Source organism: Leclercia sp., assembly GCF_036780805.1.
In the GTDB taxonomy this organism is placed as follows: domain Bacteria; phylum Pseudomonadota; class Gammaproteobacteria; order Enterobacterales; family Enterobacteriaceae; genus Enterobacter.
This window is the reverse complement of sequence record NZ_DAIQCE010000001.1, coordinates 926,014-944,078: the sequence shown is the minus strand read 5'-3', so window position 1 is coordinate 944,078 and position 18,065 is coordinate 926,014. Positions and strand designations below refer to the sequence as shown.

Genomic DNA, 18,065 nt, shown 5'->3' with positions numbered 1-18,065 from the left:
TATACTTCACAGCTATAACAGGATGGTTAATTCACCTTATTTCATTAAACTGTTATAGTTAAATTCCCCTTTTCTGTCTCTGATACTCAGCTTCCAGCCTCATTACCATAACAGCCACACCGATTGACCTTGAGGTTGTGCATGTTTGGTTTAGATGCGTTTCATCTGGCGAGGATCCAGTTTGCTTTTACTGTCTCCTTCCACATTATTTTCCCGGCGATCACCATTGGCCTCGCCAGCTATCTGGCGGTGCTGGAGGGGTTATGGCTGAAAAGTAAAAACCCCGTCTGGCGCTCGCTGTACCATTTCTGGTCGAAGATCTTCGCCGTCAACTTTGGTATGGGCGTGGTCTCCGGGCTGGTGATGGCCTACCAGTTTGGCACCAACTGGAGCGGTTTCTCCCAGTTTGCAGGCAGCATTACCGGCCCGCTGCTGACCTATGAAGTACTGACCGCCTTCTTCCTCGAAGCCGGTTTTCTTGGTGTGATGCTGTTCGGCTGGAACAAAGTTGGGCCGGGGCTGCACTTCTTTGCCACCTGCATGGTGGCGCTGGGCACCATCATCTCGACCTTCTGGATCCTCGCCTCCAACAGCTGGATGCAGACCCCGCAGGGCTTCGAGATCGTCAACGGCCAGGTGGTGCCGGTGGACTGGTTTGCTGTCGTGTTTAACCCCTCCTTCCCGTATCGCCTGCTGCATATGTCGATTGCCGCCTTTCTCAGCAGCGCGCTGTTCGTCGCAGCCTCGGCGGCGTGGCACCTGCTGCGCGGCAACAATACCTCCGCCATTCGCCGCATGTTCTCCATGGCGCTGTGGATGACGCTGATCGTCGCGCCTCTTCAGGCGATGGTCGGGGATATGCACGGCCTCAACACCCTGAAGCATCAGCCCGCCAAAATTGCCGCCATTGAAGGCCACTGGGAGAACCCGCCCGGCGAGCCGACCCCGCTGCTGCTGTTTGGCTGGCCGGATATGGAGCAGGAACGCACCCGCTACGGTCTTGAGATCCCGGCGCTTGGCAGCCTGATCCTCACCCACAGCCTCGATAAGCAGGTTCCGGCGCTGAAGGAGTTCCCGAAAGAGGATCGGCCCAACTCCACCATCGTCTTCTGGTCGTTCCGCATTATGGCCGGGCTGGGGATGTTGATGCTGTTGCTGGGGGCCGTCGCCCTGTGGCTGCGCTACAAACAGCGGCTCTACCACTCCCGGCCTTTCCTGTGGTTTGCCCTGCTGATGGGGCCCTCGGGGTTAATTGCCATTCTTGCCGGATGGGTGACCACCGAAGTGGGCCGTCAGCCGTGGGTGGTGTACGGGCTGCAACGGACCAAAGATGCGGTGTCGGCGCATGGCGATCTGCACATGAGCGTCAGCCTGCTGGCCTTTATTGTGGTCTACACCTCGGTGTTTGGCGTGGGCTACAGCTACATGGTGCGCCTGATTAAAAAGGGGCCGCAGGAAGATGAGTCCTTCCCGACCGAACAGGATGGCCGCCCGGCGCGCCCGCTCTCCGCAGCGAGCACTGAATTTACTACCCGGGAGACACCATAATGGGTATCGATCTTTCTGTGATCTGGTTTGTGATTATCGTCTTCGCCACCCTGATGTATATCGTGATGGACGGCTTTGATTTGGGCATTGGCATTCTGTTCCCCGCCATTCAGGACGCCGACGACCGGGATGTGATGGTCAACAGCGTTGCCCCGGTATGGGACGGGAACGAAACCTGGCTGGTGCTGGGCGGTGCGGCGCTGTTCGGTGCCTTCCCGCTGGCCTATGCGGTGATCATCGATGCCCTGACCATCCCGCTGACCCTGATGCTGATCGGTCTGATTTTCCGCGGCGTGGCGTTTGAGTTCCGCTTCAAGGCGACGCCCGCGCACCGTCCGTTCTGGGATAAGGCCTTTATCGGCGGCTCGGTGCTGGCCACCTTTACCCAGGGCGTGGTAGTGGGTGCGGTGATCAACGGCTTCGCTGTCAGCGGTCGCGCCTTTGCCGGGGGCCCGTTCGACTGGTTTACCCCGTTCAACCTGTTCTGCGGCCTGGGGCTGGTGGTGGCTTATGCCTTTTTAGGCGCCACCTGGCTGGTGATGAAAAGTGAAAACCCGCTGCAGGGGCGGATGCGTCAGGTCTCGAAACGTCTGCTGCTGGCGCTGGTGGGGATTATCGCAGCGATCAGTATCTGGACACCGCTTTCCCAGCCCGCCATTGCCGCCCGCTGGTTCAGCCTGCCGAATCTGTTCTTCCTGCTGCCGGTGCCGATGCTGGTGGTGGTGTTGGGTCTGTGGCAGTGGCGCAGCCTGAATAACCCGCACAGCCACCATCTGCCGTTCCTGTTGACGCTTGGGTTGATCTTCCTTGGCTTTAGCGGGCTGGGGATCAGCATCTGGCCGCATATCATTCCGCCGTCGATTACCTTATGGCAGGCCGCGGCTCCGGCGCAGAGTCAGGGGTTTATGTTAGTAGGGGCGCTGTTCATTATCCCGATCATCCTTGTCTACACTTTCTGGAGCTATTACGTGTTTCGCGGCAAAGTCCAGCCTGGGGAGGGCTATCACTGATGAATCAACCTGTCTGGAAACGTCTGATGTGGATGGTGATTATCTGGGGCGGCAGCGTGCTGGCCCTGGCGCTGGTGGGGATGTTCTTCCGCGTGCTGATGACCGCGGCAGGGTTTAAAGCGCACTAATTGCCTGCTCCCTTTCCCTTGAGGGAGAACATGCGGCTAAAGTGATAGTACCCCTCACCCTAACCCTCTCCCCATAGGGGAGAGGGAACAATCCGGTACCTCATTCACCGACAAAATCTGACAAAACCTTTCCCGTCTTTGAAAAGCTGAATAATAACTCAACGCAACTATCGGCATGATGGCCGCTCAACGTAACCGGGTGGTGGCAGAATGTTTACGAAAGCGTTATTGGTAGTGTTACTGACCTGTGCGTTATTTTCCGGTCAGCTGATGGCGGGTCACAAAGGACATGAATTTTTCTGGGTGAAGAACGTGGACCAGCAGCTGCGCCACGAGGCGGACAGCGATGAGCTGCGCGCGGCAGCGGAGGATTCAGCAGAAGGCTTGCGCGAACACCACCACTGGCAGAAGTCGCGCAAACCGGATACTCACTTTCTGTGATTAACTGCCTTTTCGCTTCGGCAGCGTTTTCAGCAGATCGTCAGGGCTGACGGAGGCAACGATGCTGCCCGGCTGCGGCATTTTGAAGATATGGTTTTTCATCTTGCCGATGACGTGCATTTCGCACGGACGGCAGTCAAATTTCAGGGTTAACACCTCGTCGCCGTTCACCAGCTGCATCGGGGTGGCCTTCCAGCTCTTGATGCTGCCCTTCGCCTGCTTCGGACAGAGGTTGAAGGCGAAGCGCAGACAGTGCTTGGTGATCATCACCGGCACGTCGCCCTTCTCTTCGTGCGCTTCATAAGCGGCATCGATCAGCTCTACGCCGTAGCGCTGATAAAACGCCCGCGCCTTATGGTTATAGACGTTTGCCAGGAACGACAGGTGCGTGTCCGGGTAAACCGGCGGCGGCACGGAGACCGGCTTACGGCTGCCGCGCGGGTAGTTTTCCAGACGCGCCGCGTCCAGCATCTCGGCCGTTTCACGACGGAACTGGTTCAACAGACTGTTCGGCACAAAGAGCGCGCCAGGCAGGTTAACCTGAATATCCCGGGCGTAATAGATAGTCTGGCCCAGTTTGGCGACGCCGTCTTTGAGGTTGTTAAGCGCTTTGTCGGCGTTATTCGCCACCTCAAACTGCCCGTCGAGGGTGTGGGTCACGCTGATACCGTCTTCGCTGGTCATGGTGAGGATCAGCTGCTCTTCCCAGCCGCCCAGCTCGATATCCACCGCAATGCGGCGCTCGCTGGAGGTTTTCAGCAGCGCCTGCTGCCAGTTATGGTCGAGGTTGCGGTTCAGGGCCGCATTCGGACGCGCTTTGTACAGGTCGGCCGGCATTTCGTTTGGCCAGACGCGATAGCGATTTTCAGCAGTTTTCTCAACCGTATTGGCGCGGAAGCCCACTACCTCACGTTTGATCATCACGTTCAGGCCATCGCCATTCGCCAGCGGCTCGGTCACTTCCACGTCGAGATAATCTTTCGCCACCTTCAGCACTTCACCCACCGGCAGGCCGATAAATTTCGGTGAATCGAAGGCGCCGATGTCGTCTTTACGGGCATTCACGAAATAGTCGGTGCTGCCGCGGTGGAAGGTTTTGTCAGTAGACGGGATAAAGAAGTGCTCGGTGCGCCCGGCAGAGCTGCGCGCCAGGCCGCCGCGATCCTCAATGATGGCATCGAGCATCTGACGATAATGGGCGGTGATGTTCTTCACGTAGCTCATGTCTTTGTAGCGCCCTTCGATCTTGAAGGACTGCACGCCCGCGTCGATCAGCGCGCCCAGGTTGGCGGTCTGGTCGTTATCCTTCATCGACAGGAGGTGTTTTTCAAAGGCTACCACCCGGCCCTGATCGTCTTTCAGGGTGTATGGCAGACGGCAGGCCTGGGAGCAGTCGCCGCGGTTGGCGCTGCGCCCGGTCTGGGCGTGAGAGATGTTGCACTGGCCGGAATAGGCCACGCAGAGCGCGCCGTGAATAAAGAACTCGATGGTGGCGTCTGTCGCCTGGCGGATATCGCGGATCTGATTGAGGTTCAGCTCGCGCGCCAGCACGATTTGGGTGAAACCGGCATCAGAGAGAAACTTCGCTTTCTCCACGCTGCGGATATCGCACTGGGTACTGGCGTGCAGCTCAATCGGCGGGATATCCATCTCCAGCACGCCCATATCCTGCACGATCAGCGCGTCGACGCCGGTCTGGTACAGGTCGGTAATCAGACGCTGCGCTGGCTCCAGTTCATCATCATGAAGAATAGTGTTCAGGGTCACGAACACCTTCGCCCCGAAACGGTGGGCGAATGGCACCAGGTCGGCGATATCGCGCAGGCTGTTGCTGGCATTATGGCGGGCGCCAAATCCAGGGCCGCCGATATAGACCGCATCGGCACCGTGAAGGATCGCTTCACGGGCAATGGCGGCATCACGAGCCGGGCTTAAAAGTTCAAGATGATGGGATGGCAGGCGCATACTTCGTCGTTATCCGTTATGGTCAAAATGGCGGCTATTGTAGTCAGAAGTATGGGCCAGTGAAACAGTTTTGCGTGCCTTTAGCGGGGATAATGGATAAGCGAGTGAAAGTGCACCGTCTGGCCGCTGCTGTTGCGGTAGGCGTGCGGTTTATCCCCGGCAAAACGCAGGCCGGTATCGGGGGCTAACGTCTGCCAGATGCCGTCGATCTGCATCTCCAGCTCCCCGCTGATGACTACCACATGCTCAATCACCCCGGCTTCGTGCGGCGTGGACTCGCTGAGCGTGCCCGGCGCGAGGGTAATCGAGAAGTGGTCATACTTCAGCGTCTCGTCCCAGGGGAACAGAGGTTTGACCACCATCGCCTGCTGCTGCGGGTCAAACACCGGCGGGTTCTCCGCTTCGGGCGTGATAAAGGTGGAGAACGGCACGTTCAGCCCGGTGGCAATTTTCCACAGCGTTGAGACCGTCGGGCTGGATTCGTTGCGTTCGACCTGGCCGAGCATCGCTTTCGATACTCCGGTCTCTTCTGCCAGCTTCGACAGGCTCCAGCCGCGCGCCTGACGCAGCGTTTTCAGCGTGATAGCAAGATGTTGCGTGATGTCCATGGTCCCTCCCGTTGCCGCGAGTGTAGCACTTGTATGCTATAACGCACAGTGCTACATTCACGGCTGTTATAACGCACAACGGAGTTCTCATGCGCGCATCCTCGCTCACCTTTCCCACTCTGCTATCGGGTTTTGTTGCCGTACTGGTGGGCTACGCCAGCTCTGCGGCCATTATCTGGCAGGCCGCTGCGGCGGCAGGTGCCACCGCCCCGCAGATCGCCGGCTGGATGACGTCGCTGGGGATCGGCATGGGAATCAGCACCCTGGCGCTGTCGTGGTGGTATAAAGCCCCGGTGCTCACCGCCTGGTCGACGCCCGGTGCCGCCCTGCTGGCGACCAGCTTGCAGGGGGTGACGCTGTCAGAGACCATCGGTATCTTTATCTTTGCCAATGCCCTGATCCTGATTTGCGGCGTGAGCGGCCTGTTCGCCCGACTGATGAAGATCATTCCCCATTCGCTGGCGGCGGCGATGCTGGCGGGCGTCTTGCTGCGCTTTGGGTTACAGGCCTTCAGCAACCTCGAGGGGCATCTGCTGCTATGCGGCAGTATGCTGCTGGCCTGGCTGGTGACCAAAGCCTTTGCCCCGCGCTATGCCATCGTCGCAACCCTGCTGGTGGGCGGTGCGGTGGCGGCGCTCGGTGGTGACGTTGTCACGGACAAGTTAAGTTTCGCAGTGGTGATGCCGGAATTTATCGCCCCGACCTTTAATCTGACCACCCTGGTTAGTATCGGCCTGCCCTTCTTCCTGGTGACCATGGCCTCGCAGAATGCGCCAGGGTTCGCCACCCTTAAAGCCTCCGGCTATCCGGTTGCCGTCTCGCCGCTGATCGTCTTTACCGGCGGGCTGGCGCTGCTGCTGTCGCCGTTTGGGGTGTACTCGATCTGTATTGCGGCGATCACCGCCGCCATCTGTCAGAGCCCGGATGCGCACCCGGATGCCGATAAACGCTGGCTGGCCGCGGCGGCGGCGGGATTTTTTTATCTGCTGGCGGGGATTTTCGGCGGCTCGATTAGCGGGCTGATGGCAGCCCTGCCGCTAAGCTGGATCCAGACCCTGGCGGGACTGGCGCTGCTGGGCACCATCGGCGGCAGCCTGCATCAGGCGCTGCACAATGAGGCCGAACGCGACGCCGCTATCGTGACCTTTCTGCTCACCGCCAGCGGGGCGACGCTGGCCGGAATCGGATCGGCATTCTGGGGATTAGTGGCGGGCGGCGTCTGCTACGCCCTGCTGTTACGCACCCGACGCGCGTAGCTGGGACGGCGTCAGCCCGGTGGCCGCACGAAAGCGGTTGCTGAAGTGGCTGGCGGAGCTGAACCCACAGGCCAGCGCGATCTCGGTCAGCGGCTGGCGGGTGGATCGCACCAGAGATTTGGCCTTCTCCATGCGCCGCTGCATCACATACTGGTGCGGCGCCATCTGCATCGACTGACGGAACATGCGGGCAAAATGAAACTCGCTCAGGCTCGCCTGCGCGGCCAGATCCGCTAACGTCAGCGGCTGGGCCAGATTCTCTTCGATAAAGCCCAGCAGGTTACGCAGCACGTACGGCGACAGGCCGCCCGTTACCGTGGGCAGCGCCCACTGCACGTTGCTGTAATGCTGCACCAGATGGGTCAGAAGCAGCGTCGAGGCGGTACTCAGGGTGAGCTGATTGGCCGACTGCTGCCAGTCGCAGCCGAGGATAAAGTGCCGATACAGGGCGGTAATGCTGGCGTCGTCGCCAAACAGATTTTCATCGAGGGTCAGGCTGTAAGGGCTTTTATCCCAGATCTGCTCCCCGACGCTGCGCAGGTGATCGTCGGTACAGTAAAGGTGGATAAACGACAGATCGTCGCGTATATCCCAGGTGGACTCGCTCTCTTTCGGCATCAGGCAGAAGCGGTCCGGGCCGCCGCCGTTTTTCCAGCCCGCGTTGGTTTTGTGATAGCTCTCGTAACCGTCGGCAATATAGAGGCTCAGGGTGTGGTGATCGCAATATTGCGTAATGGTGTCGCGTTTATTTGACCAGGCCGCCAGCTGGATCCCTGAATTCAGCGCCACGGCATTGTGCAACACCGCTTTATGCCTGCGCAGATTTTCAAAGGCACCGTACATCTCAGCCATAACCACTCGCACACTGATGAATAAGAACCTTCAAGTCTAAAAAGATCTGTCATTCAGTGCCAGTCCTGTTCACTCTCCGTCGGGAAAAAAGCGCAAGAATATGCAAGTCCGGCGCAAGCCTGTGAAAGAAGGCCCTTCTCCACGTAGTCATACTGACCGCAGACTTTGCTGATAAGAGACATAACGATGAATGCATTACTGTACGCGCTGGTGGTCGTGATCTGGGGTACCACATGGATTGCCATCTTTTTACAGCAGGGCCCGGTGCCTGCCCCGGTCTCTATTTTCTGGCGCTTTGCCGTCGCCACCGCCACCATCATGACGGTGCTGTTACTGTTGCGCCGCCTGCGACCGCTCGCCCTGCGCGACCATCTGTATTGCGGCCTGCAGGGCTGCTGCGTCTTCTGTTTCAACTTCTGGTGCTTTTACACGGCAGCGGCCTATATCAATACCGGCCTCGAATCAGTGATTTTTTCAATGGCGGTGCTGTATAACGCCCTCAACAGCTTCCTGTTCTTTGGCCAGCGCCCGCCGTCACGCTTCTGGCTGGCGGCGGCGCTGGGGCTGCTCGGCATTATCACCTTGTTCTGGCACGACCTGCTCGCCAGCGGCTGGAGCGCCGGTCTGCTGTTCGGCATTGCCCTGTCGGCGCTGGGCACCTACGGCTTCTCGCTCGGGAATATGATCAGCCTGCGCCACCAGCGCAACGGGCTGGAAACCATGACCACCAATGCCTGGGCGATGCTGTACGGCACGCTGGTGATGGGAGCCATTGCGCTGATCCGCGGGGATGACTTTACGCCGGTCTGGTCGGTGAGCTATATGGGTGCCCTGCTCTATCTGGCGCTGTTTGGCTCGGTGATTGCCTTTGGCGCGTACTTCACGCTGGTCGGACGGATTGGCGCGGGCAAGGCGGCGTACAGCACCCTGCTGTTCCCGCTGGTGGCGCTCTCATTTTCGACGTTGTACGAGGGGTACGTCTGGCACAGCAACGGCATTGCTGGGCTGCTGCTGATCTTAACGGGGAACCTGGTGATGTTTGCCCGACCGGAGAACTGGTTCAGAAGGCTGCGAACGGCGTAAAAAAACCGGCCTGTGTGATGCAGGCCGGTCTGGTGTTATTTGGTTTTATTCACATCAAACATGGTGGCATCGGCCGCCATGTCATCAACAACCTGCTTCAGGGTCGCGAAGGTCATTGGTGTATTTTCGTTGCTCAGTTCTTTACCTTCACCCTTACGCACTACTTTGATGACCGGCTTGTTGGTCTTAGCATCAATCAATTCGCCTTCAAAGTAGAGATGGGTATCCATGGTACGGTGACCGGTTGCCATCTGCGTGCCCGCAACGACCAGCGCAACAGGGACAACTTCATAGAATTGCAGGCCTTCTTTCTTCGAGCTGACGCCAGTGATGGCGCCACGGAAGATCAGGCTGCGTGGACCTGGCGATGCCACAATCGGCTTACGCTGGCCGACGGCGGTTTTCATTTTGGTGTTGGTATAGTTTAACAGTTCATCCAGCGTGCGCTGACCGATCTGGGTGGTTGGCTTGGGAGTCGGATAATAGGTGATATTATTCCAGACAATGCTGTCGTAGTTTGCTTCGTTATAAGATGGGTCAACCCAGCGCAGCGTCGGTTTACCCGATGCAGAGGTGGTTTCTTTCAGCCCGGAGTAGTCTTTTAAAAAACCTGAATATTGATCAGGTGCCGCCACTTTTGACGCACAGCCGGCGAGAAGCAACAGGCCGGAGAGCGCGGCAACTTTAAATAAAGTATTAGTACGCATAATGGGTGTATCCCTGTTAAGTGCAAATATGCAATTGAAGTTATAGCAAAAGCTGGCTGAAAAAAAAGTGACAAAAAATGAGGAAGACAGCACAAATTGAAAAAAGAGTGCCCGCCGGGGAGACGGGCAGAGTAAACCGTTTATTTTATATCCACTTGCCAGAATAAATGTTTACCGAACGGGTCAATTTCGTAACCTGTTACTTCTTTACGTACCGGCTCGAAAATAGTTGAGTGCGCAATCATTACCGCCGGCATTTGATCGTGCATCATCTGCTGCGCCTGTTTATATAACGCCCCCCTTTTATTCTGATCGGTAATCGTTTTTGCTTCGGCAATAATTTTATCAAATGGCGGATAACACCATTTAGCGGAATTGGATCCACCGTTGGCCGAGGTACAGGTAAAGAGCGGGCCGAAGAAATTATCCGGATCGCCCGTTGCCGTGGTCCAGCCCATCAGAGCCGCCTGATGTTCGCCGCCCTTCACCCGCTTGAGGTATTCGCCCCACTCATAGGTGACGACTTTGGTCTGTACGCCAATTTTCGCCCAGTCGGCCTGGATCATCTCCGCCATCCGTTTAGCGTTGGGGTTATACGGGCGCTGGACCGGCATGGCCCACAGGTCGATGGTCATCCCGTTGGCAAACCCGGCCTCTTTCAGCAGGGCTTTGGCTTTTTCAGGATCGTAATCGTAGTCTTTCAACTCAGTGTCCGCGCTCCAGACGCCCGGCGGCAGCAGGTTTTTCGCCGCGGTGCCGGTGCCCTGGAAGACGGCCTCGATAATGGCCGGTTTGTTGATCGCCATCGCCAGCGCCTGGCGCACCTTAACGTTATCCAGCGGCGGTTTTTGCGTGTTGAACGACAGGAAACCGGTGTTCAGCCCCGCCTTGCTCATCAGGTTGAGATCTTTACTGGCCTTCATCCGGGGCAGATCGGCCGGATTCGGGAAGGGCATTACCTGGCACTCGTTTTTCTCGAGCTTGGCGAAGCGCACTGACGCATCCGGGACGATGGTAAACACCAGGCGGTCCAGCTTCGCTTTGCCCTGCCAGTACTCCGGGAACGCGGTAAACAGAATGCGCGAATCCTTCTGGTACTTCGTCAACGTAAACGGCCCGGTGCCGATCGGCTCCATATCAACTTTCTCCGGGGTGCCGGCTTTCAGCATCGCGTCGGCATATTCAGCGGAGAGGATGGAAGCGAAATACCAGGCCAGGTCAGCCACGAACGGCGCTTCCGGGTGGGCCAGGGTGAAGCGCACCGTATGATCGTCGACTTTATCGATGGCGGTGATCAGCTTGCCGAACTCCAGGCTCTCGAAATTGGAGTAGTTGCCGTTGGAGACGTTGTGATACGGATGATTCGCGTCTTTCTGACGCATGAACGAGAAGATCACATCATCGGCATTAAAGTCTCGCGTCGGCGTAAACAGCTTGTTGCTCTGAAATTTCACCCCTTTACGCAAATGGAACGTATAAACCTTGCCGTCCTCGCTGACGTCCCAGCTTTCGGCCAGGCTCGGCACCAGATGGGTGGTGCCCGGGGTAAAATCCACCAGCCGGTTATAGATCGGTACGGCGCTGGCATCCACGCTGGTGCCCGAGGTATAGAGTTGCGGGTTAAAGTTCTCCGGCGATCCTTCTGAACAATAGACCAGCGTTTTAGCGGCAACGGAGGAACTGACCGTCAGCGCGGCTACGGTCAGTGCCAACGTTGTGAGGTTGCTTTTCATCGCGTTTTCCTGTCTTTTAATTTGACGGCTAATGAATTTTTGTCGTGCCAAACCATAAATAACACTAAAGTGATTTTGCAAACACCTGATAACTCAAATAAAGAAGGATCCACCATGGCTCACGCACTCGCCAGACAATTAACCCAACGCTTCTTTCGCTACCTGGCCATCACCAGCCAGAGCGATCCGAAGGTGAAAACCCTGCCCTCTACCCCCGGCCAGCACGAGATGGCGCGAGCGCTGGCGATGGAGCTGCAAACGCTGGGTCTGGACGACATCGTGATCGACGAATTTGCCACCGTCACTGCGGTCAAAAAGGGCAATGTGCCCGGTGCGCCGCGCATCGGTTTTATCACCCATATCGATACCGTCGACGTGGGATTGTCACCGGATATTTATCCGCAAATCCTCACGTTTACCGGAGATGATCTCTGTCTCAACGCCGAAAAAGACATCTGGCTGCGGGTCAGCGAGCACCCTGAAATTCTGGCCTACCTCAACGAAGAGATCATCTTCAGCGACGGCACCAGCGTGCTGGGTGCTGACAATAAATCGGCAGTAACCGTGGTGATGACGCTGCTGGAGAACCTCACCGCCGAGCATCAGCATGGCGATATTGTGGTGGCCTTCGTGCCGGATGAAGAGATTGGCCTGTGCGGAGCGAAAGCGCTAGATCTGGCGCGTTTTGACGTCGATTTCGCCTGGACTATCGACTGCTGCGAGCTGGGGGAGATTGTTTACGAGAACTTTAACGCGGCGGCGGCGGAAATTCGCTTTACCGGCGTGACGGCGCACCCGATGTCGGCGAAAGGCGTGCTGGTGAACCCGCTGCTGATGGCTACCGATTACATCAGCCACTTCGATCGCCTGCAAACCCCGGAGCACACCGAAGGCCGCGAAGGCTATATCTGGTTTAACGGTATCCAGGCCGGGCAAAACGAGGCGGTGCTGAAGGCCAATATTCGTGATTTCGATCGCGACAGCTTTGCCGCGCGCAAGGCGCAGATTGGCGACGTCGCGCAGAAGATCGCTGCCCAGCATCCCACCGCGAAGGTGAGCTGGCATATCGAAGACACCTACAGCAACATCAGCAATGCGGTGGGAGAAGATCGCCGCGCGATTGACCTGATGTTCGAGGCGATGGAAAGCTTGGGCATCACGCCGAAACCGACGCCGATGCGCGGCGGTACCGACGGCGCAGCGCTCTCAGCGAAAGGGCTGTTGACCCCGAACTTCTTCACCGGGGCGCATAACTTCCACTCGAAGTTTGAGTTTTTACCGCTGAAATCGTTCGAGGCTTCGTACAATACGGCGCTGCAACTCTGTTTGCTGGCGGCACGTTAAGCCGGGTGGCGGCTGACGCCTTACCCGGCCTACAGGGTCTGTATTCATATTGTGCCCGCATTTGTGCCGGGTGGCGGCTTCGCCTTACCCGGCCTACGGAGTGACCTTGTAGGCCCGTGCAAGCGAAGCGCCGCCGGGCAAGGACACCGCAGAGGAATCGATGCGGTCTGATGCCCTCACCCCAACCCTCTCCCACAGGGAGAGGGAGCAAACAAGGTTAAGCCGGTTTACGCGCCAGCAGCGTGGCGAAACGCAGCTTGATGCGATTCCCCTGGGCGTCGGTGCGGTGCAACTCGCCGACGTCTTCGTTGTACTTCAGCTGTTCCCAGCCCGCATAGTAGCCGCTCAGCTCGCCGGTTTTAAACGCAAACGGGAAACCGACGTTGCACGGGTAATCTTCAGTATCCATCGCCGCGACAATCAGGTTATAGCCGCCAGGTTTGGTGCAGCGCTGCATATTGTCGATCAGGCCCGGAATGGTTTCCGCCTGCAGGAACATCAGCACCACGGTCGACAGGATAAAATCGTACTCGCCGTCAAAGCGCAGGCTGTTGAGATCCTTAATCGCCGTTTGTAGGTGAGTGATGCCCTCTTTGGCCTTGATGCTCTCGATGTTATCGATGCTGTTGGCATTTTTATCCCACGCCGTGACATCAAAATCGTTTGCCGCCAGGTAGAGGCTGTTGCGCCCGTTGCCGCAGCCAAGATCGAGGGTTTTGCCCGGTTTAACGATCCCCGCGCTATACACCACCTCGGAGTGGGTGCGGGTCATGCCATATTTTTCGGTAAAGTAGTTCTCATCAAACACAGTCATTCTCTTTCCTCAGCTTGCATAAGCGTTGCTTTGTCTGCACGGACCAACAATTTCCCCTGCATCAGCAGGACAAACGTGCGCACCAGTAATAGCGCAATGATGGCATTGGTAAAAATAAACAGCGGGATGGCGATGGCGTGGAAAAAACCGGACGGGCTACTCTGCCCCAGATGCAGACCGGTAGTGGCCAGCGCCGAGACGCCGAACGAAAAACTCCAGAACGATGCATTAAACGGTTGCGACAGATACCAGGGCATCAGGCGCAGGGTGAACAGCAACTGCAGCAGGCCGTAGCCGAAAAGCATTTTGGCGAAGGTATCGGCTTCGCCGCCGTTGACGCTCAACCAGGCGCTACAGGCCACCAGCGCGGGGGCCAGCTGGATCCCAAGCGACGTGCGCATCGCCGCAGGCAGTTCGCCTGCACTGCGCAGACGTTGCAAAATCACCGGCTCCAGGCTCAGCCAGGAGAAAACGCCCGCGCCGAGAAATACCAGCCCGGCATCATGAAACCCCAGCGCGCCGCAGGCCATGGCGCTGATAAAGTTATTCGCCACCGTCGGCAGATAGAGGCCCGGGGTGGTCGCCTCTTCCGGATGCTTACCGCGCCACAGTCCGGCAGACTGCCATGCCGCATAGCTCAGCTGTACCACCGCCCCGACGGTGAACAGGACCAGCGCCAGCGGACGATACCAGGGCACAAAGCCAATCGCCACCAGCATGGTAGTGGCGGGAAACAGGCTGACAAAGCTGCTCATCACCGGATGGCGCATCTCCGCCAGCACGCTGCGCGGAAAACGTATTGCGCGGGTGATAAAGGCCAGCGTCAGCAGCAGCCAGATCGCCATCGCCAGCATCACCAGGATCTCACCCGGCCAGCGCGTCACCGGCCAGAGGGTGCTGGCGTAACGCCAGGCGAAGCCCATCCCAATGGTCCCCAGCACCATACCGTAGTAGCCCGCGGGTAAATTAAGCACGCGTTCAGTCGCTTGCGTTTTGTACATAAATTTTAATCTATAAAATATATTTGAAATACTAGTTTAAAAGGTTTCATTTGCGGATGCCACTGTTTCGATCAAGCTAAAGTTTGCTACGTTTAGTGGAGAGGACAACTGCGGGCACAGTGATGAAAAAATATCGACTTAGCGATGAAAGCCGTCTGCACCACTGGCAGGACGGTGAGACGAAGACAGCGGTAAAGGTGCGGCAGATTATCGCCGAACGAGATTTCAGTGATGTGAAAAGCGGTACCCGGGGCGGCTGGGTCGACGATGAATCGGCGCTATCTCAGGAGCACGACTGCTGGATCTACGATGAGAACAGCGTGGTATTTGCCGGGGCGCAGGTCAGCGGCAACGCGCGGATCACCCAGCCCTGCGTCATCAGCCATCAGGCGTCTGTGAGCGATAACGTCTGGGTCGACGGGGCGCAAATCAGTCACGGAGCGCGACTGAGCCATAACGTCACGGTGCAATCCTCGGTGGTGCGCGGCGAATGTCATCTGTTCGACAACGCCCGCGTCCTGCACAACAGCATGGTGATCGCCGCCAAAGGCTTAACCCCGGACCCGAGCCAGATCCTGCGCATCTTCGGCGAGGCGACGGTCAGCCAGTCGCGGGTGGTGCATCAGGCGCAGATCTATGGCAACGCCATCGTCAGCTATGCCTTTGTCGAGCATCGCGCCGAAGTGTTTGAGAATGCGCTGCTGGAAGGCAACGAGATAAATAACGTCTGGGTGTGCGACTGCGCCAAAGTGTATGGCAACGCCCGCCTGCTCGCCGGGCTGGAAGAGGATGCTATCCCGACCCTGCGCTACAGCTCCCAGGTAGCGGAAAACGCCCTGGTGGAGGGTAACTGCGTGATCAAACATCACGTTCTGATTGGCGGTGACGCCTGGCTGCGCGGCGGGCCGATCCTGATTGACGACAAAGTGGTGATCCAGGGGCGGGCGCGCATTCGCGGCGAAGTGCTGATCGAGCATCATATTGAAATTACCGATGACGCGGTGATTGAAGCGTCAGACGGAGAAGTGATTCACCTGCGCGGCGAGAAAATGATTAACGGCGCGCAGCACATCACCCGCACGCCATTGCTCGGGGCATTATGAGGTGCAGATCCGGGCGTAAATATTCTGATCGTCATAGCGCCCGTTGAGGAACTCGGCCTCTTTCAGGCACCCTTCCAGCAGGAAGCCGTTGCGTAGCGCCACCTGGTTGCTGGCGGCGTTATCGACGCGGCACTTGATCACAAAGCGGCGGATCTCGCCGCGTCCGGCGTAGTAGCGAATAAAGGCCTCCAGCGCCTGAGATAAAATCCCCTGCCCCTGATGGGCTTCATCCAGCCAGTAGCCGATATAGCCGGTTTTGTTCAGCGGCTCGATGGAGTTGAACGACAGCACCCCCACCAGAACGTTATCACTGAAGATGAGGAACATTTTGGCGTAACCGCGCTGATGCAGCATCTGGTTACTCTGAATGTTCTTGCGGCTGTCGTCTTCGGAGCCAACAAACTGTGGCCAGTTGAGGTAGTCCTGCAGATACGCCCGGTTTTTGATCACCAGATTGTGCAGCTCAGCGGTGTAACGCTCGTCGGTCGCGCGCAGTTCGATACGCTCGGTGACCGGAATAATTTCTTCGTTTGTTGTCGTCATTGAGTCCTCTGCAATGCCGGGCGGCGCATGCGCTTGCCCGGCCTACGGTCTGTGCCGGGCGGTTTAACGCATTACGCGGTCATCAACGTACTGGCGTTTATCCGGTGCCGGTGGGAAGTAGTGATACAGCCAGGTTTCGCTGATCGCCTCACCCTGGCAGCGCAGGAACATTCGCATATCCACCGTATCGGTGGAGTCGCTGGTCGGGTACCAGTCAAACAGGATGCGGTACCCGTCGAACGGCTCCACGTAGAGGATCTCAATTTGCTTCGCTTCACCGCTGGAGAGGGTGATCACCGGCTCGATCCCTTTCGGCGCGGCGGCTTTCAGATCGCCGCCAACAAAGTCGACCGCGAAACGCCGCGACCACACCTGCGGATAATTCTCGCCTGGCGCCCAGCCTTCCGGGAAGCCGCCCATCCCGGTACGGGTTGCCAGCACGTTCGCCAGCGGAGAGCGAACCGGCGGCTTCGCGCTCCAGTAAAGGCGGTACTGGAAGTCGAGCTTATCGCCCGCCTTCACCGGTTTTTCCGGCTGCCAGAAGCAGACCACGTTATCCAGGGTTTCGCCGGTAGTTGGGATCTCCATCAGCCCCACGGTGCCTTTGCCCCACTGGTTGCGCGGCTCGACCCACAGGCTTGGGCGTTTGTTGTACCAGCCCATGATGTCCTGATAGTGGGAGAAATCCCGGTCAAGCTGCAGCAGGCCAAACCCTTTCGGGTTGTTGTCGGTATAGGCGTTGAACTGCAGCTTCTGCGGGTTATTCAGCGGACGGCAGACCCACTCGCCATTACCGCGCCACATCGCCAGACGATCGGAGTCGTGGATCTGCGGGTGAATGGTGTCGCACATGCGACGTTCGTTGTTGCCGCAGGCGAACATGCTGGTCATCGGGGCGATACCCAGCTGCTGGATCTCCTTGCGGGCGTACAGGTGGTTTTCGACGTCCATGATCACCTGCGTCTTCTCGCAGTGGATCACGAACTTATAGGCCCCGGTGATGCTCGGGCTGTCGAGCAGGGTATAGACCGTAAAGCTGGTCGCGCCCGGTTTGACGGTTTCAAACCAGAACGAGGTAAAGTCCGGGAACTCTTCCTGGCTGTCGGCGTAGGTATTCAGCGCCAGACCGCGGGCGGAAAGCCCGTACTGGTAGGTATCATCCACCGCGCGGAAGTAGCTCGCGCCGAGGAAGGAGACGATATCGCGACGGGCCAGCTCCGGGGATTTAAAGGCGCGGAAACCGGCAAAGCCTAAATCGCTCTGCCCTTCCAGCTGTTTCGTGTCGACGCCCGCGTCGTGGTAGTTGAACAGCTCCGGGCGGAAGTGAATTTCACGCGCCTGGGAGGTCTGGCTGTCCAGCGAGAACATGCGCACCCGGCGGCGGAAGCCCATTCCAACGTGGAAAAACTGCACGTCCAGCTGGCGGTTTTCGATGTTGTTCCACAGCGACTGCTTTGCATCGTACTGGATGCTGTTGTAGGCCTGCGGCGTCAGCGTCGCTAAGGTATCCGGCAGCGGACGCGGCGCACCGCCCCACGGTGTTTGCGCCAGGTCATGCGCCATGGACTGCAGCACAGAAAAGTCGAAACGACGGCTCGAACCGTCCGCAATATCCGATTCAGCGGCACTGGCCGCCCGGGAAAAGAGCGCGGTGAGGCCGGAAGTCCCGCTCAGTGCGGCAACGGCCAAAGAGCCTTTTAAAAAACGTCTGCGATTCATGCCTGGAAAAACGTCCTTATGGTCGTGGGGTGGTGGGTTTCGCTCAGGGCGAAACAACGGCAAGAAAGAACATCATTAAGAGGGCACAGCCTAAACAAAAACGGTTAAGAATCCAATTATTGACAGGCGAGAATGTGTCCAAAGGGAGAAAGATTTATATGTCGAGGAGAATTGCCTGAATCGGAGGTAAAGAAATGGTTAAAAAAGCCC

The 18,065-nt window shown here is 57.8% G+C and carries 17 protein-coding genes; 8 read left to right on the top strand and 9 right to left on the bottom strand.

The window, feature by feature from the left end:
- Window positions 1-141 precede the first annotated feature (141 nt).
- The 4 genes from V7Q49_RS04380 to V7Q49_RS04365 all read left to right on the top strand — a co-directional run bounded on the left by V7Q49_RS04380 (window position 142) and on the right by V7Q49_RS04365 (window position 3,127).
- On the top strand, window positions 142-1,548 hold the full coding sequence (locus V7Q49_RS04380) for a cytochrome ubiquinol oxidase subunit I (protein ID WP_333849510.1): 1,407 nt from the start codon (window positions 142-144) through the stop codon (window positions 1,546-1,548).
- Complete coding sequence (gene cydB, locus V7Q49_RS04375) at window positions 1,548-2,558, top strand: cytochrome d ubiquinol oxidase subunit II (protein WP_333849509.1); 1,011 nt, start codon at window positions 1,548-1,550, stop codon at window positions 2,556-2,558. Before V7Q49_RS04380 ends, cydB begins: the two co-directional genes overlap by 1 nt.
- Window positions 2,558-2,686, top strand: a complete 129-nt coding sequence (locus V7Q49_RS04370; protein ID WP_142489576.1) for a DUF2474 domain-containing protein — start codon at window positions 2,558-2,560, stop codon at window positions 2,684-2,686. Before cydB ends, V7Q49_RS04370 begins: the two co-directional genes overlap by 1 nt.
- Before the next feature lie 210 nt (window positions 2,687-2,896).
- Window positions 2,897-3,127: a DUF2554 family protein gene (locus V7Q49_RS04365; protein ID WP_333849508.1), complete on the top strand. Its 231-nt coding sequence runs from the start codon at window positions 2,897-2,899 to the stop codon at window positions 3,125-3,127.
- Here V7Q49_RS04365 and V7Q49_RS04360 read toward each other — a convergent pair whose 3' ends face one another.
- A complete protein-coding gene (locus tag V7Q49_RS04360; protein ID WP_333849507.1) occupies window positions 3,128-5,092 on the bottom strand; it encodes a peptidase U32 family protein in 1,965 nt (654 codons plus the stop codon). It lies immediately after the preceding gene.
- Between the two features lie 80 nt (window positions 5,093-5,172).
- Complete coding sequence (locus V7Q49_RS04355; RefSeq protein WP_333849506.1) at window positions 5,173-5,700, bottom strand: helix-turn-helix domain-containing protein; 528 nt, start codon at window positions 5,698-5,700, stop codon at window positions 5,173-5,175.
- A gap of 68 nt (window positions 5,701-5,768) precedes the next feature.
- Between V7Q49_RS04355 and V7Q49_RS04350 the strand changes: the two genes are divergently transcribed.
- Window positions 5,769-6,956: a benzoate/H(+) symporter BenE family transporter gene (locus V7Q49_RS04350; protein WP_333850490.1), complete on the top strand. Its 1,188-nt coding sequence runs from the start codon at window positions 5,769-5,771 to the stop codon at window positions 6,954-6,956.
- On the opposite strand, the gene V7Q49_RS04345 is transcribed toward V7Q49_RS04350, so the two are convergent.
- On the bottom strand, window positions 6,936-7,808 hold the full coding sequence (locus V7Q49_RS04345; RefSeq protein ID WP_333849505.1) for an AraC family transcriptional regulator: 873 nt from the start codon (window positions 7,806-7,808) through the stop codon (window positions 6,936-6,938). The two genes, V7Q49_RS04350 and V7Q49_RS04345, sit on opposite strands and share 21 nt — an antisense overlap.
- 186 nt (window positions 7,809-7,994) lie before the next feature.
- Between V7Q49_RS04345 and V7Q49_RS04340 the strand changes: the two genes are divergently transcribed.
- A complete protein-coding gene (locus V7Q49_RS04340; RefSeq protein ID WP_333849504.1) occupies window positions 7,995-8,891 on the top strand; it encodes a DMT family transporter in 897 nt (298 codons plus the stop codon).
- A gap of 35 nt (window positions 8,892-8,926) precedes the next feature.
- On the opposite strand, the gene V7Q49_RS04335 is transcribed toward V7Q49_RS04340, so the two are convergent.
- Window positions 8,927-9,598, bottom strand: coding sequence for a DUF3313 domain-containing protein (locus V7Q49_RS04335; protein ID WP_333849503.1), 672 nt, complete (start codon window positions 9,596-9,598; stop codon window positions 8,927-8,929).
- 140 nt (window positions 9,599-9,738) lie between these two features.
- Entirely contained in the window at window positions 9,739-11,331 is a 1,593-nt protein-coding gene (locus tag V7Q49_RS04330; protein ID WP_333849502.1) for an ABC transporter substrate-binding protein, read from the bottom strand.
- 114 nt (window positions 11,332-11,445) lie between these two features.
- On the opposite strand from V7Q49_RS04330, the gene pepT reads away from it, so the two are divergent.
- Window positions 11,446-12,675 (top strand): peptidase T, encoded by a 1,230-nt coding sequence (gene pepT / locus V7Q49_RS04325; RefSeq protein ID WP_333849501.1) that lies wholly within the window; start codon window positions 11,446-11,448, stop codon window positions 12,673-12,675.
- 217 nt (window positions 12,676-12,892) lie between these two features.
- Here pepT and tehB read toward each other — a convergent pair whose 3' ends face one another.
- Both tehB and tehA read right to left on the bottom strand, forming a co-directional pair.
- Window positions 12,893-13,489, bottom strand: a complete 597-nt coding sequence (gene tehB / locus V7Q49_RS04320; RefSeq protein WP_333849500.1) for a tellurite resistance methyltransferase TehB — start codon at window positions 13,487-13,489, stop codon at window positions 12,893-12,895.
- Window positions 13,486-14,490 (bottom strand): dicarboxylate transporter/tellurite-resistance protein TehA, encoded by a 1,005-nt coding sequence (gene tehA, locus V7Q49_RS04315; protein WP_333849499.1) that lies wholly within the window; start codon window positions 14,488-14,490, stop codon window positions 13,486-13,488. The genes tehB and tehA overlap by 4 nt, the downstream gene beginning before the upstream one ends.
- Before the next feature lie 122 nt (window positions 14,491-14,612).
- Here tehA and ydcK point away from each other — a divergent pair, with 122 nt between their 5' ends.
- Window positions 14,613-15,593 carry a YdcK family protein gene (ydcK, locus tag V7Q49_RS04310; RefSeq protein ID WP_333849498.1) on the top strand — a complete coding sequence of 327 codons (981 nt, stop codon included), beginning with the start codon at window positions 14,613-14,615 and terminating at the stop codon, window positions 15,591-15,593.
- Here ydcK and rimL read toward each other — a convergent pair.
- Window positions 15,588-16,136 carry a 50S ribosomal protein L7/L12-serine acetyltransferase gene (gene rimL, locus V7Q49_RS04305; RefSeq protein WP_333849497.1) on the bottom strand — a complete coding sequence of 183 codons (549 nt, stop codon included), beginning with the start codon at window positions 16,134-16,136 and terminating at the stop codon, window positions 15,588-15,590. The two genes, ydcK and rimL, sit on opposite strands and share 6 nt — an antisense overlap.
- A gap of 63 nt (window positions 16,137-16,199) precedes the next feature.
- The gene (locus V7Q49_RS04300) at window positions 16,200-17,855 is read right to left on the bottom strand and encodes a glucan biosynthesis protein D (protein ID WP_333849496.1); all 1,656 of its coding nucleotides are present in this window, start codon (window positions 17,853-17,855) and stop codon (window positions 16,200-16,202) included.
- Window positions 17,856-18,065 lie beyond the last annotated feature (210 nt).